Source organism: Bacillus sp. FSL M8-0277, assembly GCF_037975305.1.
In the GTDB taxonomy this organism is placed as follows: domain Bacteria; phylum Bacillota; class Bacilli; order Bacillales; family Bacillaceae; genus Bacillus; species Bacillus pumilus.
On the sequence record NZ_CP150255.1, the window covers coordinates 730,599 to 756,737 of the forward strand.

The window sequence follows — 26,139 nt, forward strand, 5'->3', positions numbered from 1 at the left end:
GAATGGAAGAGTGATTGAACATGATGATTTTCAACTGAAAGCAGCGGCGAAGGAAAGGGTGTTAGAAAGAGCCTACTGGACATCGATCTTATCAGGTGTCCAGCTTGATGGCCGCATTCCTCATACGGTTTCACATGCCAAGCCTGCTGCAATGAACCGATCGCTTCATTCGTCCTTCCCTGTGGCTATGAATCATTCGTTAAAGCAATTATGTGGAGATTCTGATTTGCGCCTGTTTATCGTGCTAACCACAGCAGCTTTTGGCTTGCTTCAACGTTATAGCGGAAAAACTGAGTTGATGGTGACTGTTCCTACAATGGAACAGTCTGCTAATCAATCCGCCATCAATCATATGCTGCCGCTGAAGGCAGAGATTGAGCCTCATATGAGCTTTAGCGCAGGGCTAGAGGCAGTGAAACAATCGTTTCAGGAGGCAGTGCGTCATCAAAACTATCCTGTTTATATTTTAATGGATGAGCTTTGGCATTCAGCAGGAGAAGACAAGAAGCGTGTCAATCTGGCATGTGCATTTGAGACATTGCATGGGCAAGTTGACAGAGAGCAGCTGCATGCGGATGTGCTTATTGTTTGGAAGAAAGAACAAGATCACCTTCATGCTGAAGTTCACTGGGATGCTTCCATTTATGATGACCACATGATGGAGCAGTTCTCCAATCATTTCATGGGATTCACAGAGCAATGTCTCGAAACGTCTGAGCAAACGATGAGCACACACTCATTTTTATCTGATATAGAGAAAAATCAGCTGTTTGATTCGTTTCAAGGAGAGTCGCTCGCTTATCCAGTGGATCGTGATATTGTGTCGTTATTTCAACAACAAGTCCAATTGTATCCAGCGCGAACGGCTGTTGTGTTTGGCACCACCTCCTATACATATGAAGAGGTTGATCATTTATCAGATCGCATTGCGCTTAGACTATCTCAAAGTCAGATAACACGTGAGGCTCCTGTTGGACTCAGAATGTATCGATCTGCTGAACTTGTCATTGCCATTCTTGGCATCTTAAAGGCTGGCTATGCTTATTTACCGATTGATGTTCATCTGCCGATTGAAAGAATTCGGTATATGCTCAAAAACAGCGGCGCTACAGCTATTGTCTCGGATGCAGAAGGACACGAAGGATTGGATGTCGAGGTCCATGTGATTCAAGACATGCTTCAAGAACCATCAATAAAAGAGAATATGACTTGGTCTATCTCGCCTTCGGATATGGCGTATGTCCTGTATACATCAGGTACGACAGGGCATCCGAAAGGTGTCGTTATCGAACATCGTCATGTCATTAATTTGGTATATGGAATGAAAACGCGCTTTTTTGATCTGCTCCCTAATCCTTTGCAAGTAGGGATGCTGGCTTCTCACATTTTTGATGCGTCTGTTCAAACATTGTTCCCGGCATTGCTCTTCGGGCATACGCTGCATATTGCCAAAGATGAAGTCCGTATGGATGGGCATGCGTTATGGTCGTTTTACCAAGAACATCACATTCAGCTGTCTGATGTGACCCCCTCTCATTTAAAGCTGATGAACAAGGCAGCAGCGCAATCAAAAAAAGACTTGCCAGCGTTGAAGATGATGCTGGTGGGCGGAGAGGTGTTCACAAAAGAGCTGATGGATCAATTTTTACAGCATATATCAGGTGAAAAACCAATCATGATAAATGCGTATGGGCCGACTGAATGTACGGTTCAGTCATCATCCTTTTTGATTCCCCAAGACTGGGATGAGCAAGTCATTCCTATTGGGCAGCCGATGCCGAATGAGCATATTTTCATATGTGACGCGCAAGGAGAGCCAGTTCCGATTGGCGTCTTTGGAGAGTTATATATAGCAGGCGATGGTGTAGGTCGTGGGTACATCAATCACCCTGATCTGAGCAAGGAGAAATTTATCAAAAAACCAGAGCTGAGCAGCGGGATGTTATACGGTACGGGAGATCTTGCAAGATGGCGGTTTGATGGTTTATTAGAATTTGCCAAGAGAAACGACGGTCAAGTGAAAATTAGGGGATATCGAATTGAGCTAGAGGAAATCCGTAGAGCGATTCTTGATGACCCGCATATGCAAGGAATGATTCAAGATGTCATTGTCATTCCTAAGGAAACGCAGGATCAGGACCAATACATTTGCGCATACATGATGGCAAAACAAGTGATAGATCAGCGTGCGCTTCGTCAGTCTTTAAGTGAAAGATTACCAGGTTATATGGTGCCGAGACATGTCATCCAAATAGAGCAATTTCCTTTGAATCTATCAGGGAAATTGGATATCCAAGCACTACCGAATCCAGAAGATCAGCTGTCAAACAATCAAGAGCCTGTGACCATTCAAGCACATAATGAAACAGAGCAGAAGCTTGTTCGCATTTTCGCCTCTATTTTACAAGTCCCTGCTTCGCAGATTCGTATAGATGAACCGTTTTTTGACTTAGGCGGGAACTCTTTTAATATCGTTGAGTTGTCCAATAAAGTGAAAGAGGAATTTCAGCAGGAGCTGACAGTGATGGAGCTGTTCCAATATACAACTGTTTCGCAAATAGCTACGCAATTAAAAAACAAAGCATCAGGGCAAGAGAAACAGATCGAAGATGATGGAGAAAATGAAGCGGATGACTTAGAAAGTGCCGCTCAACTGTTAGGCGGGATGATAGATGAGTAAGTTCACAGGATTAGAGGTTGCAGTGATTGGGATGGCATGCCGTTTTCCCGGAGCAAAGAATATTCATCACTTTTGGGACAACCTTGCAAATGGAAGAGAGTCCATTACGTTCTTTTCGAAGGAAGAGCTGCTTGAGGCAGGGGTTGAGAAAGAAGCATTGGATCATGAGCAATATGTACGTGCCAAAGGAGCAGTTGATCAGCATGATCATTTTGATGCAGATTTCTTTGGTTATTCACAGCGTGAAGCAGAAGTAATGGACCCGCAAATCCGCATGTTTCATGAGGTGGCGTGGGAATCACTTGAAGATGCAGGCTATAACCCTGAAACCTATCAGGAACCGATTGGTTTATTTGGAGCCGCTTCTGCTAATTTATATTGGCAAGCTGCTTCCATGCTGATGAGAACGAATCACTCATCCGAACAATTTGCGGCTGTTCAGTTAACAGATAAAGATTTCATGAACACAAAGGTATCTTATAAATTGAATTTGAAGGGGCCGAGCGTAGCTGTTGATACAGCTTGTTCTTCCTCTTTGACTGCCATTCATATGGCGGCGCGTGCCCTGATTACTGGAGAATGTAAAATGGCACTCGCAGGCGGCGTCACCATTACGACCCCTCACAAAAAAGGATACATGTATCAAGAAGGCATGATCATGTCGCCAGATGGGCACTGCCGGGCTTTTGATGAACAGGCAGAAGGCACTGTTGGTGGTGAGGGCTGCGGTGTTGTTGTGCTCAAATCATTAAAGCAGGCACTAAAAGATAAGGACCATATCTATGGCGTGATTAAAGGGTCAGCCTATAACAATGACGGCGGGCGGAAGGTTGGCTACACAGCACCAAGCATAGAAGGACAAAGCGAAGTGATTAAAAAGGCACTCAACATCAGTCGTGTAGAAGCTGAGAGTATTTCTTATATTGAAGCACACGGCACCGGTACAACTCTTGGAGATCCGGTTGAAATTGAGTCACTAAAGAAAGCCTTTCAAACGGATAAAAAGCAGTTTTGTGCGATTGGGTCTGTGAAAACCAATATTGGTCATCTTGACTCAGCCGCAGGGGTTGCAGGTTTTATCAAGACAACGCTTAGTCTGTACCATCAGATGCTGCCGCCTAGCCTTCATTATAAAAAACCGAATCCGAAAATTGATTTTGAATCAAGTCCATTTTATGTCAATACAACCCCCGTACTATGGATGAAAACAGAGCAGCCGCTGCGTGCCGGAGTTAGTTCGTTTGGAGTCGGTGGAACGAATGTACACCTGATCATGGAAGAGGCACCCGCCGCCGACAAACCGTCAGTAGAAAGAGATCATGAACTAATGGTGATTTCTGCAAGATCGAAGCAGGCGGTTCAAAAATCGGCTGAACAAATGACATCTTATTTAAAAGAACAAAAGCGTGTCACACTATCCGAGGCTGCCTTTACACTGCAAGAGGGACGAAAGCATTTTCCTTATCGACAAGCTTTTATTGCAGGGCCTGACCGCACATTCCAGTCAGCCGGACAGCCGCAAAAGGCCTTTCAACAGCCGGCAGTTGTCTGGATGTTTTCTGGACAAGGTGCTCAGTATGTGAATATGGGCAAGGATTTATATGAGAAAGATCCTGAATTTAAACAAACGCTTCAGAAATGTTTTGCCATCATTTTATCTTTATCAGGTGTTGAGATCGAGAACGTGTTATATCCAACAACCGAAGAAGAGTTCATAAAAGCAGAACAACTCATACAGCAAACATCATATACACAAATCATCTTGTTTAGTTTTGAGTATGCGCTCGCATCGAAGCTGATGGGACTAGGCATACGTCCGCATTATTTCATTGGTCATAGTATTGGAGAAATAACAGCTGCCTGCGTGGCCGGTATCATACACCTTGAAGATGCAATCCGTATCGTTTTAAAAAGAGGCAGTTTGATGCAAAAAATGCCTCGGGGTGAAATGGCCGGAGTGTCACTCTCTGCCGAAGAGATTGAACATGATCTTCCTGAGGGTGTCGAGCTTTCTGCGGTGAATAGCTCACAATTATCTGTTGTTTCCGGTTCTCCAGAACGGTTACAGATCTATCTCGAACAAGCTGAAAAAAGAGGAGCTTCTGTCCAAACATTGAAAACCTCTCACGCCTTTCATACGAGTATGATGGCTGAAGCGTCCGTACAGTTTAAGAACGCTCTCTCAGAGATCACCTATCAGCAGGGCGAGGTTCCGATCCTTTCGAATGTGACAGGAAGCTGGTTAACAAATGAGCAAGCCTCATCGCCTGATTACTGGGCATCTCATATCAGGCAGCCTGTTTTATTTAGTCAAGGATTAGAGACGTTACTTGGACTTGGTGAAGTGGTTTTCATTGAAGTGGGACCAGGTCATACGTTGACTCAATTTGTGAGACGACATGATGACTATGATGTGAACAAAGCAGCGGCTGTTTCATTGGTGAGACATCCAAAAGAACAAGCTGCTGATGATGAATATATGAAAAAGGCTATAGGGAAGCTGTGGAGTTTTGGAGTGGAGCCGAACTGGAGCGCTGTCAGAAAAGAAAAGACCCCATATCGAGTGTCACTGCCAACATATCCATTTGAGCATCAAATATTCCCCTCTCCGCAGTTTAAAGCGGATCAGCTGATGAGCAATTTAGCACCATCAGAAATGGGGGAGACACTCTCCGCTGATTTTCAAGACTGGTTTTACATTCCGGTATGGGAGCGCTCTGCACCTGTACTAAAAGAGCAGCATCATCAAGGGAAGCGTATCTTGGTTTTTGAGAAAAATGGTCATATTGCCGCTTATTTGAAAGAGCGGCATGCAGAGGTTGTCAGCGTCTGTCAAAGTGATCATACGATCAAAGAAAATGACCAGGTGATGAAGGCTGACGTTCATATGCTGTCACACTTAGAGTGGGTGATGGCTGAACTGCAGCAATCTGGATTTATACCGGAAGAGATCATCTGGATGCATGATGAACTAACAGAAGATACAGGTGATCAGCCGAACTACTTATCTGTACTTGATCTCGTCAGGCTGATCAGTCAGCATCATAACACAACCATCCGTCTTCACCTTGTGACAAACCAAGCGCATGATGTTATCGGGATGGAGAAGGTCAATCCTCTTCAAGCAACATGTACTGGATTAGCTCTGACCATTCCTCAAGAATATCAGCATATTGCGTGTCAGCACATTGATTTATGTCAGGAAACAAAGGCGGACTGGCCGCTATTTCTTTCATATGAGGTGGCAATGCACGATCAAGAGGCAGTCGTGGCGTATCGGGGGAACAGTAGGTGGGTTCGAAAAGCTTCAAGTACACCTTTAAGCAAAGAGGAATCGTCCACACAGCCTATCAGGACTCATGGTGTTTACCTCCTGACCGGCGGTATGGGAGGCATTGGTTTCACACTAGCTCAACATTTAGCAGAAACGTATCAAGCAAAACTTGTGTTCCTCAGCCGATCACAAATACGTGAACGCTCTGCATGGCATGAACTGCGTGATGCGGATGGGAAAGAAGCTGAAACCGTGAAAAAGCTGATGACTCTTGAAGAGTTAGGAGCTGATGTACTAACTGTACACGGTGATGTGTCAGATAAAGACGCCGTGCAGAAAGCGATCCAGCTGGCTCATACATCATTTGGTGATTTACATGGTGTCATCCATGCGGCAGGAGAGGCAGATGGGAAGATCATCCAAGCAAGAACAGCAGACGATGAAATTCGCAAGTGTCTGCCAAAAATCAACGGGACCTATGTGCTGGATGAAACACTCAAGGATGAAACGCTCGACTTCTTTTTACTTTGTTCATCCCTAGTGTCCTTTCTTGGAGCGGCTGGACAAGTGGCTTATGCCGCTTCCAATGCTTTTATGGACAGCTTTGCTCATGAGAAGAGGCAGGAAGGAAAGCCAGTGATTTCTTTAAACTGGGATCGATGGGAAAAAGTCGGTATGGCACACAACTCAGCATTAGCGGCCAAAGTCAATGACATGATGACGCTCGAGGAGCAGGCGGGAATTTCACCAGATGAAGGAATCAAGGCCTTTCAGGAAGTGCTGCGTTTAGATTATCCGCAAATTCTTGTTTCTGTTCGAGACATGGGTGAGAGAATGAAACACCGATTAACACCTATGCAGCAGGAAGAAGAGTCGACTCAACAAATATCGCAGGTCATAGATGATCGTCTAGAAGCATCATTGTGTGATGTACTCAGCTCCTTTTTTCCACATGAACCGGATGTGAATGAGAACTTCTTTGAAATGGGTGCGACATCCCTTGATTTACTGCAGATGAGCGGTCATATTAAATCAATTTATGGTATAGAGGTTCCAGTGGTCATGATGTATAGTCATCCAACGATCGCGTCATTGGCTGCAGAACTGAAGAAGATACATGGAGTGAAGGAAGAAAAGCAAGCTGTCACTGAGTCATCTAATCTCCGCAAACAGGCGATGGCAGATGGAAAGAACCGCCGTAAACAGAGATTAAAACGAAAATAGATGGGAGAAATGCAGCGTATGTCTGATCAAGAGCAATGGAGCGAATCTGGACTTGAAATTGCAGTTGTAGGATTAGCAGGTACGTTTCCCGAGGCACCGAATGTGCAAGCGTTTTGGGAAAATGTATCGCAAGGGAAAGAATCCGTTACGTTTTTCACTGATGAAGAATTAAAGGCAGCGGGTGTAGATGAAACGCTGCTAAAACGTTCTGATTATGTCAAGGCAAAGCCATATTTAAAACATGCATCATCATTTGATGCAGACTTTTTTGGCTACTCTCCGCGAGAGGCATCTATTATGGACCCGCAAATTCGATTGATGCATGAATGCACATGGCATGCGCTAGAGGATGCAGGCTATGAGCCCGAGCAATACGAAGGATTAATTGGACTTTATGCCGGCGCATCTAGCAATCTATCGTGGATGGGGCAGCATATGTCGTCACTTGCAAAGAACGAAGATGTGTTTCAAATCATGCATCTCAATGACCCATCCTTTGCTTCTCGGATTGCCTATAAATTAAATCTAAAAGGTCCAAGCGTATCGGTGCAAACGGCTTGCTCCACATCGCTTGTTGCTATCCACATGGCCTGCCAAGGATTAATCGGCGGTGAATGTGACCTTGCGTTAGCAGGAGGTGTCACACTCCATCAGCCGCAAATCACAGGCTATCAATACCAAGAAGGAATGATTTATTCTCCTGATGGTCATTGCCGTCCGTTTGATGAAAAAGCAAAAGGAACCATTTTTGGTGAAGGTGCAGGCGTTGTTGCGCTAAAACGATTAAAAGATGCGATAGAAGACGGAGATTTTATTTATGCTGTCGTAAAAGGATCTGCAACGAACAATGATGGGAGCAATAAAGTCGGTTATACAGCCCCAAGTGTGAGTGGACAGGCAAGTGTCATTGAATCTGCGTTAGAAATGGCTGAGACAGAACCAGAGACGATTTCTTATATCGAAGCGCATGGAACGGGGACGCCTGTTGGAGATCCGATTGAGATTGAGGCGCTTACCCGTGCTTTTCAAACAGAACAACAAAGCTATTGCCGAATTGGATCAGTCAAAGCCAATATTGGGCATTTAGATGCCGCAAGCGGTGTAGCTGGTTTTATCAAAACAGTCATGATGCTACATCATCGTCAATTTGCCCCGATGCCGCACTTTGAGAAACCGAATCACCGCATTTCTTTTGATCAAACCCCATTTTATGTTGGGACAGACAAAGAGGAGTGGAAGACATCTCAATTGCCAAGGAGAGCGGGAGTCAGTGCCTTTGGTATAGGGGGAGCAAATGCTCATGTCATCTTAGAAGAGGCAAAGCCGAGAAAAGCAAACAGCAACGCCTCGTCCAAAGAATTAATCGTGCTGTCAGCTAGATCAACGCATGATCTGAAGAACGTGACAAAAAACTTAAAGGAATATGTCTCCTCACATCCTGAACTCTCACTTGGTGAAGCAGCTTATACCTTACAAAGTGGAAGAAAGGCTTTCAAATATCGAAAAGCGTTTGTCTGTTCCACGCGGGATGAATTATTAGAGCAGCTGCAATTGCTGAATGAAGAGACAGCAGGCAGAGAAAGTCATCTTTATAAACGGATCAGCATGAAGCTAACGGGTTATCATGAGTCAGGTTTACGTGATTACATCAAGCTGTATGAGAAAGATCCTTCTTTCAAAATAGAAGTGGATCGAATCATAAGCCTCGTCCAATCCGCAGTACCTATCAAAAAAGACGAGCTGTTCCATCCTAAACAAAGCAGTCAATCAGAAGTGACGATGCTGATCATGACATCGGCTTTTGCCAGCATGGTAAGATCACTCGGAATTGAACTAGATGGATGGGTTGGAGAAGGTAGCGGCGTCTGGACAGCTTTATATGCAGCAGGCGGCCTTGAGCTAAACGATGCGGCATCTATTGTGTGCCAACTTCATGATACCGAGACGGTTAATCAAAGGCTGGCTTCCCTGCCTCAGAGGACACTCCAACAGCCTGTTTACTTGCAGCAAACTGGGGAGGAACTAACCACTTTCGACCCATCGTCTGTAAAGGGTCTTCTTACTATGGATCAGCCTGTAAAATCACCAATAGTTGAGCAAGAATCACCAGCTTTGATCATTGACCTTTCAACGAAACAAGGGATTGTAGTTGAAAAGGGAGCAGAAAAAACAACCGAACCACTTGATGGAGACATGCTTCAAATCGCAGGTGTTCTTTGGGAAATGGGGGTCGGCTTAGCTTTCCCAATAACAGATGAGAAGAACAGACAGCGTATTCCGCTACCTGGGTACCCATTTCATAAAAATGATTTCTCTGCACAAACAAATACGATGGCAGCCATTGAACCACAAAAGCCGCAGAATGAACAGCGTGTCTTTGCTTCACTCGCTTCTTTACAAAAAGACATTCACGACATTGTGCAAACTCATTTTGGGTTTGATCAAATAGATGATGAATCGCCATTTTTCGAATTTGGTGCGACATCCCTTGATATTTCTCAGCTTGCAGCGAAAATATCTGAGCATGTGGACAAGCAAATTGACACTGTGCAATTGTATCGGTTTGCGACAGTGGCAAGTCTTGCTGAATATTTGTTTGAAGAACAGTCAGAACAGATTCAAACGCCTGCTTCTCGCCAAGTAAAAAACACGTCCCATGAGCAAACGGATATTGCGATTGTCGGAATGGCTGGAAGATTCCCGGGAGCTTCATCGCTAGAAGACTTTTGGCAGCGTCTTGTGAATGGCGAGGAAATGATTCACTTTTTCACTGAAGAAGAGCTCAAGAAAGCAGGGCTGGATTCGTCTGTCTACCAGCATCCGAATTTCATTGGAGCAAAAGGTCGTTTACAAGAAATCGAAGGCTTTGATGCAGACTTCTTCAACTATTCTGCTAGAGAGGCAGAGCTAATGGATCCGCAGTTCAGGCTCTTGCATGAATGTGCTTGGGAAGCGCTGGAGGATGCTGGCTGTGACCCTGATCGAATGGCAGGGAAAATTGGCGTTTATACAGGAACGAGTCCAAACCATGAGTGGCTGACGCGCTTTGCCCATCAAATGGAAGCAACTGAGCAATTCAGCGCCATGCTGTTAAATGATCGTGAGTTCTTTAGTACACAGCTTTCTTATAAATTGAATTTACACGGGCCTAGTGTGACCATGCAAACAGCTTGTTCGACCTCACTTGTCAATATTGGCATGGCCTGTCAAGCATTATTGAATCAAGAATGTGATGCAGCACTGGCAGGCGGTGTGACGGTTAGTTCTCCAGAAAATATCGGCTACATCTATCAAGATGGGATGATTCAATCAAAGGATGGACATTGCCGACCGTTTGACCAAGAGGCGAGCGGAACCATTTTCGGAGATGGAGCGGGGATTGTTCTGCTAAAACGTTATGAAGATGCGATGAGAGACGGTAACCCGATTCATGCGGTCATCAAAGGGGTTGGTGTGAACAATGATGGCAGCCGAAAAGCTGGTTTTACCGCTCCGAGTGTGGAAGGACAGGCAGAGGTTTTAAAAGAAACGTATGAAAAATCAGGTATCGACCCCGCGTCCATTGGTTATGTAGAAGCTCATGGTACGGGGACAAACATGGGAGATCCAATTGAGGTATCTGCTCTTAGTCAAGTGTTCAAAGGGACAGATCCGCTGACGATTCCGATCGGTTCTGTGAAAAGTAATGTCGGACACTTAAATAGTGCGGCAGGGATTGCAGGTCTGTTTAAAGCCATTTTGGCTCTCCAGCATAAAACGATTCCGCCAACCATTCATTATGAATCACCCAATCAGGAGATTCCTTTCAAAGATACACCGTTTTATGTGAATCAAAAGGCGTTGTATTGGAAGGAAGCAGATGGTCCGAGAAGAGCGGGAGTTAGCTCTTTCGGTATTGGCGGAACGAATGCCCATATGATCATAGAAGAGGGCATACAGGCGAAGCAGAAGCCAGCTTCTAACCAAAAGCAGCTGCTCGTCTTATCTGCAAAAACAGATACTGCTTTGGCGGAAATGACAGAGCGATTAAAGCAGTATGTGATCCAGCATCCTCAAGTCCCGCTTGAAGATATTGCTTATACATTACGGTATGGTAGAAAGCAATTTCCATACCGAAAAGCGATCGTACTCGCGTCTGCTGATGAATGGATGCAGCAGAAACAGCTTGAAACGAGTGTGTTCCGAAGCAAAAAATGGCGTAAAGCGACCTTTATGTTTTCGGGTCAAGGCGCTCAGTATGCTGGTATGATGCGCGGATTATATGATGCAGAGCCAGTGTTCAAATGGGAAGTAGATAGATGCTTTAAATATGTAATGGAAACGGAGCAAGTGGATTTAAAGAGCATTGTTTTTTCCGAGGATGAAACGAACGAAGACATCACAAAAACGTCAAATGCCCAGCCGCTTCTATTTATATTTGAGTATGCATTAGCCAAATTGCTTCAGCATAGCGGTGTTGAGCCAGAATCAATGATTGGACACAGTATCGGCGAATACGTTGCCGCTTGTTTGTCAGGGGTCTTTTCTCTCGAGTCTGCATTAACACTCGTGATGGCAAGAGGAAGATTGATGCAAGACATGGAAAAAGGCACGATGCTTAGTGTGCAATTACCCGAGGCGGAGCTCATCTCAATGATCGATGAATCGCTTTCTGTTGCTGCTGTCAATGCAAAAGACCTTTGTGTCGTTTCTGGAAGAGAAGAGCATATCGCTGCATTTGAAATGAAACTGCAAGACAAAGGAATTGTCACAAGACAGCTCCATACTTCTCATGCCTTTCATTCCTACATGATGGAGCCGATGCTTGAGGCGTTTCAACAATTCGTAGAGAAAGTAGAATTGCAAGAGCCGGTGATTCCGTTTATATCGAATGTCACAGGCACCTGGGCGACAAGCGAAGAGGTGATGACAGCATCTTATTGGACGAACCACCTGCGTGGAACCGTTCGTTTTCATGAAGGTCTATCTCAGCTGTTAACCGATGAAGTACGAGCACTCATTGAAGTTGGACCTGGAAACAGCTTGACGGCATTAGCGAAACGTCATGAAAACAAAGAGTCTCATCATGATGTCCTGAATATGGTGAGGCATACGAGAGAACAAGCGGATGACCATGCATATTTCTTAAAGAGAATAGGAGAGCTATGGGCAGGGGGCTACGAGGTCAAAGCGCAGCAACATCCAACTCAAGAGGAACGTCAGCTCGTATCGCTACCGACCTATCCATTTGAGCGGAAACGATATTGGATTGAAGCAGGAAAGCCCGCGTCTCCGCAGCTATCCGCTCCTAAAGAAACGAAGAAAAAAGAGATGGAAGAATGGTTCTACCTGCCTTCTTGGGAGCAGCAGCCGCTAAAACCAGTTTTCGAAAAAGAAACAGAAGAACAAACGTGGCTCATTTTCAAGGAACAGGATGCTTTTCATGAACTGTTTACCCATTCATTTAAGCAACAAGGTATCAAGGTCATTTCTGTCACAAAGGGTGAAGCTTATCAAGAGCAAGATGAGTTGTTTACGATCAATCCGGCAGAAGGCCAGCACTACCGAAACATGCTAGATTCATTGTCTAATAGAGGCATCAATATTCAGCGGATTCTTCATTTATGGGAAGCTGCGAAAGAAGATGACAACTCGAATCGTCAAGCCGCTTTTCAGGCGCACATTGAAAAAGGCTATTACAGCTTAATTTTCTTATCTCAAGCGATTGCTGCCCAAAAAAATATTCGAGAATGCCGTCTGTTTACGATCACTAGCGGAATTCAGCCAGTTACAGGCAATGAGACGATATGTGCAGAGAAAAGTGCAATGCTTGGACCGTGTAAAGTGATTTCACAGGAATACCATCATATTAAGTGCTGGAATATCGATGTGGAAGACGTGCCAGAAGTCATGTCTTGGAAGGAACAAGTCCTTGTCGATCTTATTGTGCAGGAAATCATGCAGCCTGGAAAGGACCAGCTTGTGGCGTATCGTCATCGAAAGCGCTGGGTGCAAAGCTACAAGCATTTGCCGCTGCAAAAAGAAGATGGACTTCCGAAGATGATCAGGCCAAATGGTGTTTATTTGATCACAGGAGGTTTAGGCGGTATCGGATTTGTTTTATCAAAGATGCTGGCGAAGGAAGGAAATGTACATCTTTATTTAACTGGCAGAACGGCATTGCCGCCAAGAAATGAATGGGCGTCATATGTTCAACAAGCAAATGCCGATGAAGCGCAGCGCACGAGAATTGAGAAGGTGCTTGAGCTCGAACGATTAGGTGCAACAGTAGAAGCGGTGCAGGCGAATGCAGGAGATCTGGATCAGATGAAACATGTATTTGATGCCATTCGCAAAAAGCATGGCGGTGTTCATGGTGTATTCCATGCAGCAGGATTACCAGGAAGTACATCCTTCCGTGCAATCAAAGATATCCCTTCTACAATGGCAAAGGGAGAGGATCAATTCCAATCAAAGGTGAAAGGGCTCGATGTGCTAGAGCAGCTGATGGAACAAGAACAAGCAGACTTTTGTCTTCTCTTTTCTTCCATTAGTGCATTGCTCGGGGGCTTAGGATTCTCTGCTTACTCAGCGGCTAACTTATATATGGATGCATTTGCAGCTAGACTTAATCAACATAGTCAAACCCCGTGGATGTGTGTGAACTGGGATGCGTGGAATTTCTGGGGTGAGCTAGAATCCACAATAGGTGAATCGATCAATGAGCTTGCGATTTTACCAGAAGAGGGTGCTGAGCTGTTCCAGTATGTTCTGTCTAGCCGGCAGAATCGACACATGCTCGTGTCTACAGGAAATCTTGATGAACGGATAGATCAATGGCTGTCACTAGAGCCTAAGACTGTAGCGGATGAGGATTCGTATGAAGTGTCTAAGCACGAAAGACCAGAGCTGGGCAATCCATATGTGGCGCCTCGAAATGAAACTGAAAAAGCGATCTGCCAAGTATGGCAGGATTTTATGGGCATGGAACAAGTGGGCATTCACGACAATTTCTTCGATCTCGGCGCAAGCTCACTGGATATTGTCCAAGTCACCAATCGGTTAAATCAAGCACTTCAAACAAATGAAGCGGTTGTGACGTTGTTTACGTACCCTTCTGTTGCAGAGCTTGCGAAATATATCCAGCCTTCTGAGGACTCGAAGGAAGAAGCGATGGAAGAAGAACTAGCCGTCGTCACTTCCGGTGATCGAAGAGCTCGTTTTAAACAGCAACGGAATAAAAGATTGAGAGGCGGAATCGAGAATGAATGATACAACGAATCACTATCATGGCGCAGAAATTGCTGTTATCGGTCTTGCAGGTCGTTTTCCAGGGGCCAAAAATGTAGATGAGTACTGGGAGAATCTGAAAAAGGGAAAAGAAACAATCTCCTTTTTTACAGAAGAAGAATTACGGCGTGAAGGTACAGATGAAGCTTTATTAAAAAATCCCCGTTTTGTTAAAGCAAAAGGGATGCTAGATGATGTTGATTTATTTGATGCAGATTTCTTTGACTATACACCAAAGGAAGCGGCCATGATGGACCCGCAGTTTAGACTGTTTCATGAATGTGTGTGGACAGCGCTTGAAGACGCTGGGTACGATCCGTTTGAATATAAAGGGCAAATCGGTCTTTATACAGGTGCAGGGATCAATACAGAATGGGTTATGAGAGCACTTCAAGGGGCGGCTCAAGGTGAGGATTCGAAAACACTGGAAGCTGCTGTTCTGAATATGCGTGATTATTTAGCGACAATGATTTCATATAAATTAAATCTGAAGGGACCGAGTATGGTGGTGCAAACCGCCTGCTCGACCTCGATGGTGTCGATTCATTTAGCCGTTCAGGCTTTATTAAGCGGCGACTGTCATATGGCTGTTGCAGGTGGCGTGTCCATTCGTCTGCCGCAAAAATCGGGCTATCTGTATCAAGAAGGCATGATCCATTCATCTGACGGGCATTGCCGCGTCTTTGATAACAAAGCCGATGGAACCGTTTTTGGTGATGGTGCAGGAGCCGTTATTTTAAAAAATTTAGAGGATGCCATTGAAGACGGCGATCACATTTATGCTGTCATCAAAGGGTCATCTATTAATAATGATGGAAATAGAAAAGTAGGATATACAGCGCCGAGTACGAAAGGTCAAGTTTCAGCGATTAAGACAGCACTTCGAATGGCTGAGGTGGAACCTGAAACCATTTCGTACATTGAAGCACATGGAACTGGGACAACCCTCGGAGATCCGATCGAAATTGAAGCGCTCAAGCAAGCATTTGATACAGATAAAAAAGGCTTTTGCCGCATTGGCTCTGTCAAATCAAATGTTGGTCATCTGAATGATGCATCAGGTGTCGCGGGCTTTATTAAAACCGTTTTAAGCTTAAAGCATCAAGTGATTCCGCCGACCATTCATTTTGAAACGCCAAATGAAAAAATTGAATTTACCAATTCGCCTTTCGTTGTAAACACAGACTTGACGCCATGGAGCACGCAGGAATCTCCTCGCCGAGCAGGTGTAAGCTCATTTGGGATAGGTGGAACAAATGCTCATGTCATTTTAGAAGAAGCACCTGCTACACGTGTTGCCGCTGATAGCCCTGAGGATAGTGAACTTCTTTTATTATCTGCCAAAACACCAGCAGCTCTTGAAAAAATGACGGATCGCCTTGCGGACTACTTACTTCAGCATCAGCAGCATGTTCGTCTAAGTGACGTTGCCTATACGCTGCAAACAGGGCGCCATCATTTCCCGCATAAACGTGTCATTCTTGGAAGTAACACGGCGGATATGTTACAGGCGCTGAATCAAAGGTCAAAAGAGGTGGTCAAGACGGCCAGCTCCCAAACATCGAGCCGTCCAGTCGTCTTTCTTTTCCCAGGCCAAGGATCTCAGTATGTAGACATGGGGCGTCAGCTTTATGACAAATATCCAGTCTTTAAAGAAGCGCTGGATCAATGCTTGAATCAATTCAAACAGCATGTCTCAGTTGACCCATTTAGTATTTTATTCTCAACAGAAGCAAGTGATGATCGTCAGCTGATCAATCAAACAGAATATACGCAGCCGCTTCTGTTTAGTGTGGAATATGCTTTGGCTAAATTGCTGATTCATTTTGGCGTCAAACCGCAGGCACTGATCGGTCACAGTATTGGAGAATATACGGCTGCTGCGGTATCTGGTTTACTATCTGTTGAAGATGCTGTAGATCTTGTGGCTTATCGCGGACAGCTCATTAGCCAGCTTCCAAAAGGCTCTATGCTGAGTGTTCCTTTGAGTGAACAGAACGTGCTGCCATATTTAACAGATGATCTTTCACTTGCAGCAGTAAATGGTCCTGAATTGTGCGTAGTGTCAGGTGAGACCGTAGCCATTGATGCACTTGCTGAGAAGCTGGAGGCTGCTGGACATGGGTGCAGGAAGCTTCACACCTCTCATGCCTTCCATTCTAAAATGATGGATGACATCCTGCCATCATTTAAAGAAAAGGTAGCCGAGTATCAATTGAATGCGCCGTCTATCCCGTATATTTCTAACGTCACAGGTACGTGGATTGACCATGAAGCAGTGCAAGACCCGGCATATTGGGCTAATCATTTGCGGCAAGCGGTTCGTTTCCGTGATGGAGCAGAGACGATATTAACGGAGCTTGATCCTATTTTCGTTGAAGTCGGGCCGGGGAATACGTTAAGTGCCTTTATTCGCCAAGCTTCAAAGGAACATCATCAGCAGCCGATTCCATTGATGCGTCATCCAAAAGAAGAGGCAGCCGACGACCGCTACCTGCTGGGAAGATTGGGTGACATCTGGCTTCAAGGGGTGCCGGTTGACTGGACAAAATTGCGAAATCAGACATCAAATCAAAAAGTATCCTTGCCGACCTATCCGTTTGAACGACAACGATATTGGATTGAAAAGGTAGATACATCTGCACTATCTTCATCCTCAGGTGTGCAAATGATGGTGCCAAAGGATAACAAAGGGCAGGAAATAGAAGAAAACAATCAAGTCCATGCCGCCGCATCGAATGACATTGAGGCAACGTTACAGCGGATGTGGAAAGACATTTTAGGAATTGAAAAGGTGGAAAGAGACGACCATTTCTTTGAGCTTGGCGGACATTCGTTAAATGCCACCGGTCTGATTTCTCAAATTCACAAAGAGTTTGGTGTAGAGCTAACGCTCACAGACATGTTTAACAATCCGACAATTGAAAAGCTCCAAGCATTCATCGAAAAGGCAGAGAAGCATCAATATTTCAAGATTGAACCAGTCGAAAAGAAAGACACATATCCATTATCTGCTGCTCAAAGACGGACATTCCTCATTCATCAGCGTATTGGTCAAGTGACCTCTTACAACATGCCGATGGCACTGAGATGTAAAGGGGAAATTGACGTCGAGCGCTTTGAGCAGACCTTCAAGCAATTAATTGATCGTCATGAAACATTGCGAACGACCTTTGAATTAAAAGATGGTGAACCAGTACAGCGTGTCCATGATGACTTCCAATTTGCTGTTGAAATGACAGAGTCTGATGAAGAAGGATTAGAAGCACAAATCGATGAATTCATTCGTCCATTTGATTTAAAGGCTGCACCATTGATCCGTGTGCGTTTTGTGAAAATCGCAGCTAACGATCACCTCTTATTAGTCGATATGCATAATATTGTGGCGGATGGAGCGAGCATGAACATCTTTATTAAAGAATTTACTGAGCTCTATCGAGGGGAAACTTTGCCGGAACTCACTGTTCAATATAAAGATTATGCAGAATGGCAAGACAAATATTTCCGTAGCGAGATGTTTCAAAAGCAGCAGGATTATTGGAAGCAGCAAATTGGCTCAAATGTGCCAACTTTGACAATGCCATATGATTTTGAACGGAAGGAACAATCCTTCTTAGGAAGAGCGATCAAATTCAATATTGAACCGCACATTGTTGAGAAAATTGAGCAGCTTGCTGAACAGTATCAGCTGACAAATAACGTCATCTTGTTCCAGCTCTATGGACTGCTGCTCTCACGTTATGCAGATCAAGAGGAGCTGATTGTCGGTTCACTTGTGGCTGGACGGCGTCATGCAGATATCGAGCATACAATTGGCATGTTTACAAACTTCCTGCCAATTAAACTAGACATGGTACAAGAATCAACCTTTACAGAGCAACTGGCGCAGACAAAGCAAGTATTGCTGGATGCGTATGACCATCAAGAGTACCCATTTGACCAAATGGTTGAGCATCTGAATCCAAAAACAAGACCGCATCGCAATCCATTCTTTGATACAATGCTCATCTACCATAATGAGTACGATCCGAATATTAAAATCGAAGCCGATGGACTAACATTCGAAACACATGAGTTTGCAAAGGGAATTTCCAAACTCGATATGAAAATGGATGTTGTTAGAGAAGTAACGGGGGAGTTAAAGTGCGTCCTTCAATACAATCTTGCGCTGTTTAAACATGAGACAATGCAAGCGTTCGTCAAGCACTTCGAGCACTTGGTCGAACAGGCTGTTCAAGCACCTGATCAACTGCTCAAGGATTTCGATGTGCTTACAGAGGAAGAAGAACAGGCAGCAAAGGAGAAAAGGGAGCGTGCAGAGGAAAAAGCACCGCTCGTACTAACAGTCAGCTCGACATTTACAGCAGATCCAATCGCACCTTACATTCAGTACTGGACCAAGCAGTTTGATGTGCAGCTTGATGTTCAATTTGCACCGTATGGGCAGGTATATCAGGAATTACTAAATGAGCGCAGCCTTATCTCACAGAAGAAAAACGGTGCGAACCTTCTGCTCATTCGATTAGAGGATATCACGGGTCCAGCTCATCTTTCACTGGAAGAAAAGAAAAAACTGGCTGCAGAGCATGCTGAAGAACTTGCAAACGTTCTGAAATCAAAAACGAAACATAACTTATATTTTGTTGGGATTCTGCCGATAAGTGCTGCTCTTAAAGACACGCTGCAAGATGTGGAACGAGAGTGGATTGCTCAATTATCTGAGATAGACGGTGTTCAATTAATCGACTGCCGTCAGCTTGCGAAGCAATATCAGATAGATGACATCTTTGATGTAAAAGGAGAGCAAGCCGCACATCTCCCATTCACTGAAGTCTTTTGTGGAGCCATCGGTACAAAAGTCGCACGCGAGTTCATTGCATGGCAAGGTGCACCATTTAAGGTAGCGGCCATTGATTGTGATCACACGCTTTGGAGAGGTGTCGTTTCAGAAGACGGTATAGAAGGCATCGATATTACGCCAGAACATCAAATGCTTCAGCGCTTTTTAAAACAAAAGCAGCAAGAGGGTCTCCTGCTTGTCTTAAGCAGCAGGAATAATGAAGAAGATGTGTGGCGCGTGTTTGAAAACCACCCAGATATGATCTTGCAAAAAGACGATATTGTCGACTGGCGGATCAACTGGGAAAGTAAACCGGCACATCTCAAAGAGATGGCAGATTCACTGAATCTTTCATTATCTCAGTTTATTTTCTTAGACGATGATCCTGCTCAGTGCTTGCGTATGAATGAAGAGCTGCCTGAAGTGATGACACTGCTACTACCTGCCAATGAAAAAGCGATCCCATTATTCGCTCAGCATGCTTGGGCATTTGACCGCTATGATGTCACAGATGAAGATAGGTGGCGAACAACAAGCTACAAGGCTGAAAAAGCTCGTCAAAAGGAGAAAGCAGAATCGCCGTCAATGGAGCAATTTTTACAAGATTTGAATTTGAACATAAGTGTAACAGAGTGGGGAGAAAAGCACCTTGCCCGCGTGGCGCAAATGAGCAGTCGCATTAACCAATTCCGCTTAAATGATCAGCGCTTTGATGAACAGCAGCTGAGAGAGCGGATGGAAAATGAGCTTGTTAAGGGCTGGGTTATTGAGGCAGCGGATCGCTTCAGTCATGAAGGAATTGTAGGGGCGATCTTGGCTCATCATGCAGGCGACACCTTGATCATTGATGCATGGATGCTAAGCTGCCGTGCTCTAGGGAAAGGGATTGAGCAAAAATGTCTGACATGGCTCGCTGAATATAGCCGTCAGCACCAGCTTTCTTCTATTGAATTCACATTTGCATCGACTGGACGTAATGAGCTATTCAAGTCATTTATGAAAGAGCACCAGATGCAGGAGATGGGGGAGCAGCAAACATACCGGATACAAGTGGAAGAAATCGGTTCACTGAGCGATCACATTCAGATCGTCGACCACCTGTCACCTCGTCAGCACCTGGCTGAAGAAATAGAAGGTCAAAGGGTGGAGACAGCAAGTCATTCAGCTTCTGAAGGTTACACATGGGAAACGATTCAAACAGATCAAACGCTGCACAGCGGGTATGTAAAAGCCCTTAAGGTACATGATCAAGAAGGTCTTCGTTCATTATTAAAGACGGAACTAACGCAGGATCAGGGACTTTACGCACAGCCAACCAATGAACGCGAGGCATTGCTTCTTGAGATTTGGTGTGACATTCTTCATGTGGAAAAAGTAGGAATTGACAACGACTTTTTCGATTTAGGAGGAAATTCTTTACTTGCTGTCAAAATGGAAGTAGAGATTGAAAAGAAGGGTTGGTATGTTGATGATTTGAATTTTGCTGAAAAACACACCATTCGAGAATTAGCAAAATATATGAAGAGGGAGAATCAGCATGCATAAAGATGTAAAAGCCATATATGAAGAATCAAAAATTTTAGATGAGGCCACTCATTTATACGGAGTCCAGCGAAGTGACATCCACTTTATCGCAGATGCAGAAAACTATGTGTATGAACTTAAAAAAGACGGAGAGTCTTTCATTTTAAAAATTACCCATACCATCCGCAGATCACCTGATTATATTTTAGGTGAAATGGAATGGCTCCATCACTTAGCGAAGGGCGGACTTTCGGTTGCAAAACCAATTGCTTCATTAAATGGCCGTGATATCGAGCAAGTAGACGATGGGCAAGGCGGTTCATTTTTACTGCGGGTCTATGAAAAAGCACCGGGTCATAAAGTCGAAGAGGCAGACTGGAATGATGAATTATTTTATGCCCTTGGACAGTACACAGGCCGCATGCATAAACTGACAAAAAGCTATCAGCTGTCAGATACGCGATATAAAAGACAAGAGTGGGATGAAGAGGAGCAGCTTAAATTGCGTAAGTATGTCCCAGCCGATCAGACGCTTGTATTCGAACAAGCGGATCGGTTGATGGAAAAGCTGGCAAAGCTTCCGAAAAATCAGGATACGTACGGATTGGTTCATGCGGATCTTCATCACGGAAACTTCCACTGGGATCAAGGCAAAATTACGACCTTTGATTTCGATGATATTGGGTACAACTGGTTTATGAATGACATTAGCATTTTGCTATACAATGTGTTGTGGTACCCAGTCATTCCATACGAAGACAAAGCAGCTTTTGCAGGAAACTTTATGAAGCAGTTCCTTAAAGGCTATCGTGAAGAGAATGAGCTTGGGGATGAGTGGCTTGCCTACATTCCTGACTTCCTTCGCTTACGTCACGTGCTAATCTATGGCTTGCTGCATCAAGCATTTGATTTGGCTACCATCGGAGAAGAAGAGAAGGCCATGCTCGCTAGCTTCCGCTCCGACATTGAGCAAGCAGCACCGATTACGACGTTTGACTTTACAAAGCTAAGTCAATCTTAAAATCAAAATCCCCGCCTATGTGATGAGGCGGGGATTGTTTTTTTATGGGCGATAGGTGGACGGTGATTCAATGATATGAAACAGGTTCTTTCCTTGCTTTGTATTATCGATCCAGCCTTGAAATGCTGCTTTACCAGGTCCATATGCATAGACAGGGACATCCTCACCTGTATGAGCAAAGGTTGTCCAGCCTGAGAAAGAACGCTGATCAAAGATGTGTTGAATGCTGAGTTGAATTGTACTGGCCTTCCCTGATTGTGCCGCTTTCTCCACCTGTGAGATTTCCTCATTTGTGAGCGAGAAATCAATATGGGTGTGAAGGACATCACGTACCGATTGTCCGCCTGCGATTTTCTTTGCCATATACACAGGTGTTTTCTTAGCAGCTAAAATAGGTGCTGGGTCCCATTTATAGCCAGTTTCACTTGTCATGCCGTCTGCACCAAACGAAAAGCCGCCAGTCGCATGATCTGCTGTGATGACAACGAGTGTTTCTTGATCCTTTTTAGCGAATTGAAGAGCCGCTTGGACTGCTTCCTCAAAATCCTCCATCTCACTCATTGCGCCGACCACATCATTTTCATGTCCAGCAGAATCAATGGTACTACCTTCAAGCAGCATGAAAAACCCATGCGAATTGTCTTGATTTAATTGGGCTAATGCTGACTGCGTCATGGCTTTTAAAGTAGGCACATGCTTTGGACGATCGATGGCTCGATCCAGTTCGTCCTCCTGGAATAAGCCGAGCATTTTCGAAGATGATTGGGAGGTTAAATCATCTTTTGACCTTAGTATGGAATAACCGCTCTTCTCAAATTCTTTCACAAGATCACGGTCTTTTCGGTCAAAATATTGCATGCCGCCACCTAGAAGGATATCAACTTTGTGCTCTCCGCCTATTTTCTCATCATAAAAGTGGTCTGCAATTTGTTCTTTGTTTTTTCGGGAGACGTTATGTGTGCCAAAAGCGGCAGGTGTAGCATCGGTGATGTCAGATGAGACAACAAAGGCTGTTTTCATTTGTGCTTCCTTTGCTGCTTCAACGACACTTCTAAGAGGTTCTTTTTCTTGGTTGACGGCGATGGCATCATTGTATGTCTTTTTTCCAGTCGCCATGGCCGTGGCTGCGGCAGCTGAGTCGGTAATATTATCTCGAGGATCATCTGGGTGTGTGGTCTGCATCCCGACTAAATACGGGTCCCAGACGGTTTGTGCTTTTGGAGAACCAAGCTTTTCCTGCTTGAATGTGCGGTAGGCTTTGATCACGGGCATCCCCATTCCATCGCCAACGATAAAAATAACATTTTTTGGTGTTTTCGTTTGTTTCTTGTCTGCTGCATTTGTTGAGACGGGAGTGACATAATGTGAGGTCAATAAAGCAGCGAATACGAGTACCGCTAGAATCCCACTCATAAGAAAAATACGTTTTTTACGATCCATAGAGCCCATGAAAAATCCCCTTTTATCATTTATTTCATAATTTGTATTTTATTTGAATGAGGGCAATGGTTCAACCCCTTTTCCCATAAAAAAAGGGATGAGACTTTTGCCTCATCACCTTTTATACCGTATCACACTTGACGCCAACGACGCCTTCTAGATCTTTAATATCAAAATACACATCGGTTGTATAGCGATCTTTATGCACGCGTACACGTACTTCCATAATCGGATAGTTCTTTTCTGTTAAATCATCAATACGAACAGAATGAATGCGAATGTTGAGGGCTTTCATTTCTTTTAAAATATCCGTCATACGGTTTCGATCAGAAAGTGACATTCTGATGCGGATTTCTTTTTCCTGTAAGCGAATCGGTCCGATTCGCTGGAAGAGCCATGGTAGAAATTCGACACTAACCAGAATAAAGAAAAGACTGAGGAAGGCTTCTTTATAAAATCCTGCACCTGTTGCAACCCCAAGTCCTGCTGCTCCCCAGATCATCGCAGAAGTCGTAAGACCTGAGATGACATCATTGCTTTTTCGCAGAATCACACCTGCTCCAATAAAACCAACACCAGATATAATTTGCGCCGGTAACCTGAGTGGGTCCATTTGAAGCCTAGAGACTCGAGGGAAATTGTAGGCTGCATCAATGCTGATGATGGTTAACACGCAGGAGCTGACAGCAATGACAATACACGTTTTTAAGCCGAGTGGCTTTTTCTTCAGCTCGCGTTCAAGCCCAATAATCAAACCGATTAAGGTGGCCACGGCTAATTTTAAGACTGTATCCCATTCAATTGTCCAAAACATGCGTATCGCTCCTTCACTTCATGTACGTTTCACATCATGTATATGATCTTCTCACAGCCCATATGGCTGCACAACTCTTATTTTATTCAGAATCGGAAGAAAGAAAAGCTTTTTATTTAATTTAAAAAGAGAGTCATCCGCATAAGGCAGACGACCCTTCATGTTCTTTATTTTGTTTCTTCTTCAAGATGATTTTCCATTTTGTTAAATAGCTGTTTTGATGCTTTTGACGGCTTACTTGTCAATAAGCTCACAATAATGGCAGCTAATCCACTTAACGCAAAGCCAGGAATCATTTCATAAATACCTGTTGCATGGTTAAGGCCTGTCGTGATCCATGTGAGAACGACTATCGCCCCAACAATCATCCCGACAAGGGCACCATGATGATTCATTCGCTTCCAGTATAGGCAAAGTAAGATGACTGGACCGAATGAAGAACCAAATCCAGCCCACGCATAACCGACAAGGTCAAGAATGGTATCACTTGGATTAAGTGAAAGGCAAAGGGCAATCACAGCGACAACGAGTACAGACATACGGCCAATCATCACGAGCTCTTTATCAGATGCTTTTTTTCTAAAGAACGTTCTGTATAAATCCTCTGTCATTGCACTTGCCGTGACAAGCAGCTGAGACGAAATTGAACTCATAATCGCCGCTAAAATGGCAGAAAGTAAAAATCCAGTGATATATGGATGGAACAGCACCTTAGAAAAGACGATAAAGATCGTTTCAGGGTCAGCAAGGTTCATACCCGTTTCATGAACATAGGCAACACCGACTAAACCGACAGATAGTGAACCAATTACTGAAATAATCATCCAGCTCATTCCGATGCGGCGTGCTGGTTTTAAGTCTTTGACGGACGTAATCGCCATAAAGCGCACGATAATATGCGGCTGTCCAAAGTAACCTAGTCCCCAAGCGAGGAAGGATATAATGCCAATGACGCTCGTTCCTCTAAAAATATCAAGCAATTTAGGATCAATCTGTTGAATATCTTGGAATGTAGCAACAGGTCCGCCTAATTGTGTAAAGGCAACGATCGGCACGAGCACTAATGCTAAAAACATGATAGCTCCTTGGACAAAGTCCGTTAAGCTCACTGCCAGGAATCCACCAAACAATGTATACAAAATAACAATACTTGACGTCAAAATCAGTCCAAACATGTAGTGTGCACCAAATGCTGACTCAAATAAACGTCCGCCTGATACCATCCCAGACGATGTATACAGCGTAAAGAAAATTAAAATGATGACAGCTGATACAGCTTTTAATAAAGAAGATGATCCTTTGAATCGTTTATCAAAGAAATCAGGAATTGTAATGGCATCATCAGCAATTTCTGTATAAGAACGTAAACGGGGTGCAAGAATGAGATAGTTTAAGTAAGCACCGACGATGAGACCAATCGCAAGCCAGGTAGTGGATAAACCTGTTTTATACATTTCACCTGGTACACCCATCAGCATCCAGCCGCTCATATCCGCAGCACCTGCTGAAAGAGCTGTAACGAATGGACCAAGTCCGCGTCCACCAAGCATATAATCATTTAAATCATGTGTTTTCCTGAATGCATACCAACCGATGGCAAGCATCCCGATAAAATAAATAGATAAGGAAATTGTAACTTCAATACTCATTTTGTGTTCTCACCTTTTTCGTATAAATTTGACATCACCTCAATCAAAATATCCAGAAGTGTCAGGGCTAGTTTTTTGATTGAATGCCCTTCTCACTGCTATGGTTACTTAACCTAACAGAGTATTCCCAAGTGATCAACCTTCTTAAACCTCCTCATTTTGAAGAAAAAATGGACAGATCGGTGATACGAATCAGTTTGTATGCGCTTACAAAAGTAAATAAAAGTAAAAATTTTCTGAAAATAAAAGGTGGTCTGTATGACTATTTTCTTTATCTGTTGGATCACTATGATGCTTCGAGAGAAAAGGGCTCTTGCTGCGCCTGTGTAAAGTTGCTTTAGAACAGTAAAATTTGATATGATAAAGTGTATATGACTTATGATCATGACCACGAACACGTATCA

The 26,139-nt window shown here is 44.1% G+C and carries 8 protein-coding genes; 5 read left to right on the forward strand and 3 right to left on the reverse strand.

Annotated elements, in window-relative coordinates:
• Positions 1-10: 10 nt before the first annotated feature.
• The 5 genes from MKZ05_RS03560 to MKZ05_RS03580 are packed head-to-tail and all read left to right on the forward strand — an operon-like array spanning position 11 to position 21,832.
• Complete coding sequence (locus MKZ05_RS03560) at positions 11-2,680, forward strand: non-ribosomal peptide synthetase (protein ID WP_327840035.1); 2,670 nt, start codon at positions 11-13, stop codon at positions 2,678-2,680.
• The gene (locus tag MKZ05_RS03565; protein ID WP_339161418.1) at positions 2,673-7,178 is read left to right on the forward strand and encodes a type I polyketide synthase; all 4,506 of its coding nucleotides are present in this window, start codon (positions 2,673-2,675) and stop codon (positions 7,176-7,178) included. The genes MKZ05_RS03560 and MKZ05_RS03565 overlap by 8 nt, the downstream gene beginning before the upstream one ends.
• 18 nt (positions 7,179-7,196) lie before the next feature.
• A complete protein-coding gene (locus MKZ05_RS03570) occupies positions 7,197-14,429 on the forward strand; it encodes an SDR family NAD(P)-dependent oxidoreductase (protein ID WP_339161421.1) in 7,233 nt (2,410 codons plus the stop codon).
• A complete protein-coding gene (locus MKZ05_RS03575; protein WP_339161424.1) occupies positions 14,422-20,832 on the forward strand; it encodes an HAD-IIIC family phosphatase in 6,411 nt (2,136 codons plus the stop codon). The genes MKZ05_RS03570 and MKZ05_RS03575 overlap by 8 nt, the downstream gene beginning before the upstream one ends.
• Positions 20,825-21,832 (forward strand): phosphotransferase enzyme family protein, encoded by a 1,008-nt coding sequence (locus MKZ05_RS03580; protein WP_335356195.1) that lies wholly within the window; start codon positions 20,825-20,827, stop codon positions 21,830-21,832. The genes MKZ05_RS03575 and MKZ05_RS03580 overlap by 8 nt, the downstream gene beginning before the upstream one ends.
• 42 nt (positions 21,833-21,874) lie before the next feature.
• Here the strand turns inward: MKZ05_RS03580 and MKZ05_RS03585 are convergent, their stop codons facing one another.
• The 3 genes from MKZ05_RS03585 to putP form a co-directional block, all read right to left on the reverse strand.
• Positions 21,875-23,281 (reverse strand): alkaline phosphatase, encoded by a 1,407-nt coding sequence (locus MKZ05_RS03585; RefSeq protein ID WP_339161428.1) that lies wholly within the window; start codon positions 23,279-23,281, stop codon positions 21,875-21,877.
• Between the two features lie 112 nt (positions 23,282-23,393).
• Complete coding sequence (locus tag MKZ05_RS03590) at positions 23,394-24,092, reverse strand: MgtC/SapB family protein (RefSeq protein ID WP_170966033.1); 699 nt, start codon at positions 24,090-24,092, stop codon at positions 23,394-23,396.
• Positions 24,093-24,253: 161 nt separating this feature from the next.
• Positions 24,254-25,735: a sodium/proline symporter PutP gene (gene putP / locus MKZ05_RS03595; RefSeq protein ID WP_050945741.1), complete on the reverse strand. Its 1,482-nt coding sequence runs from the start codon at positions 25,733-25,735 to the stop codon at positions 24,254-24,256.
• Positions 25,736-26,139: the final 404 nt, after the last annotated feature.

What these genes read in the sequence shown, in the direction of transcription:
- MKZ05_RS03580 (WP_335356195.1), top strand. Translation starts at nt 20,825, where the DNA reads ATGCATAAAGATGTAAAAGCCATATATGAAGAATCAAAAATTTTAGAT.
- MKZ05_RS03585 (WP_339161428.1), bottom strand. Translation starts at nt 23,281, where the DNA reads ATGGGCTCTATGGATCGTAAAAAACGTATTTTTCTTATGAGTGGGATT.
- MKZ05_RS03565 (WP_339161418.1), top strand. Translation starts at nt 2,673, where the DNA reads ATGAGTAAGTTCACAGGATTAGAGGTTGCAGTGATTGGGATGGCATGC.
- putP (WP_050945741.1), bottom strand. Translation starts at nt 25,735, where the DNA reads ATGAGTATTGAAGTTACAATTTCCTTATCTATTTATTTTATCGGGATG.
- MKZ05_RS03570 (WP_339161421.1), top strand. Translation starts at nt 7,197, where the DNA reads ATGTCTGATCAAGAGCAATGGAGCGAATCTGGACTTGAAATTGCAGTT.
- MKZ05_RS03575 (WP_339161424.1), top strand. Translation starts at nt 14,422, where the DNA reads ATGAATGATACAACGAATCACTATCATGGCGCAGAAATTGCTGTTATC.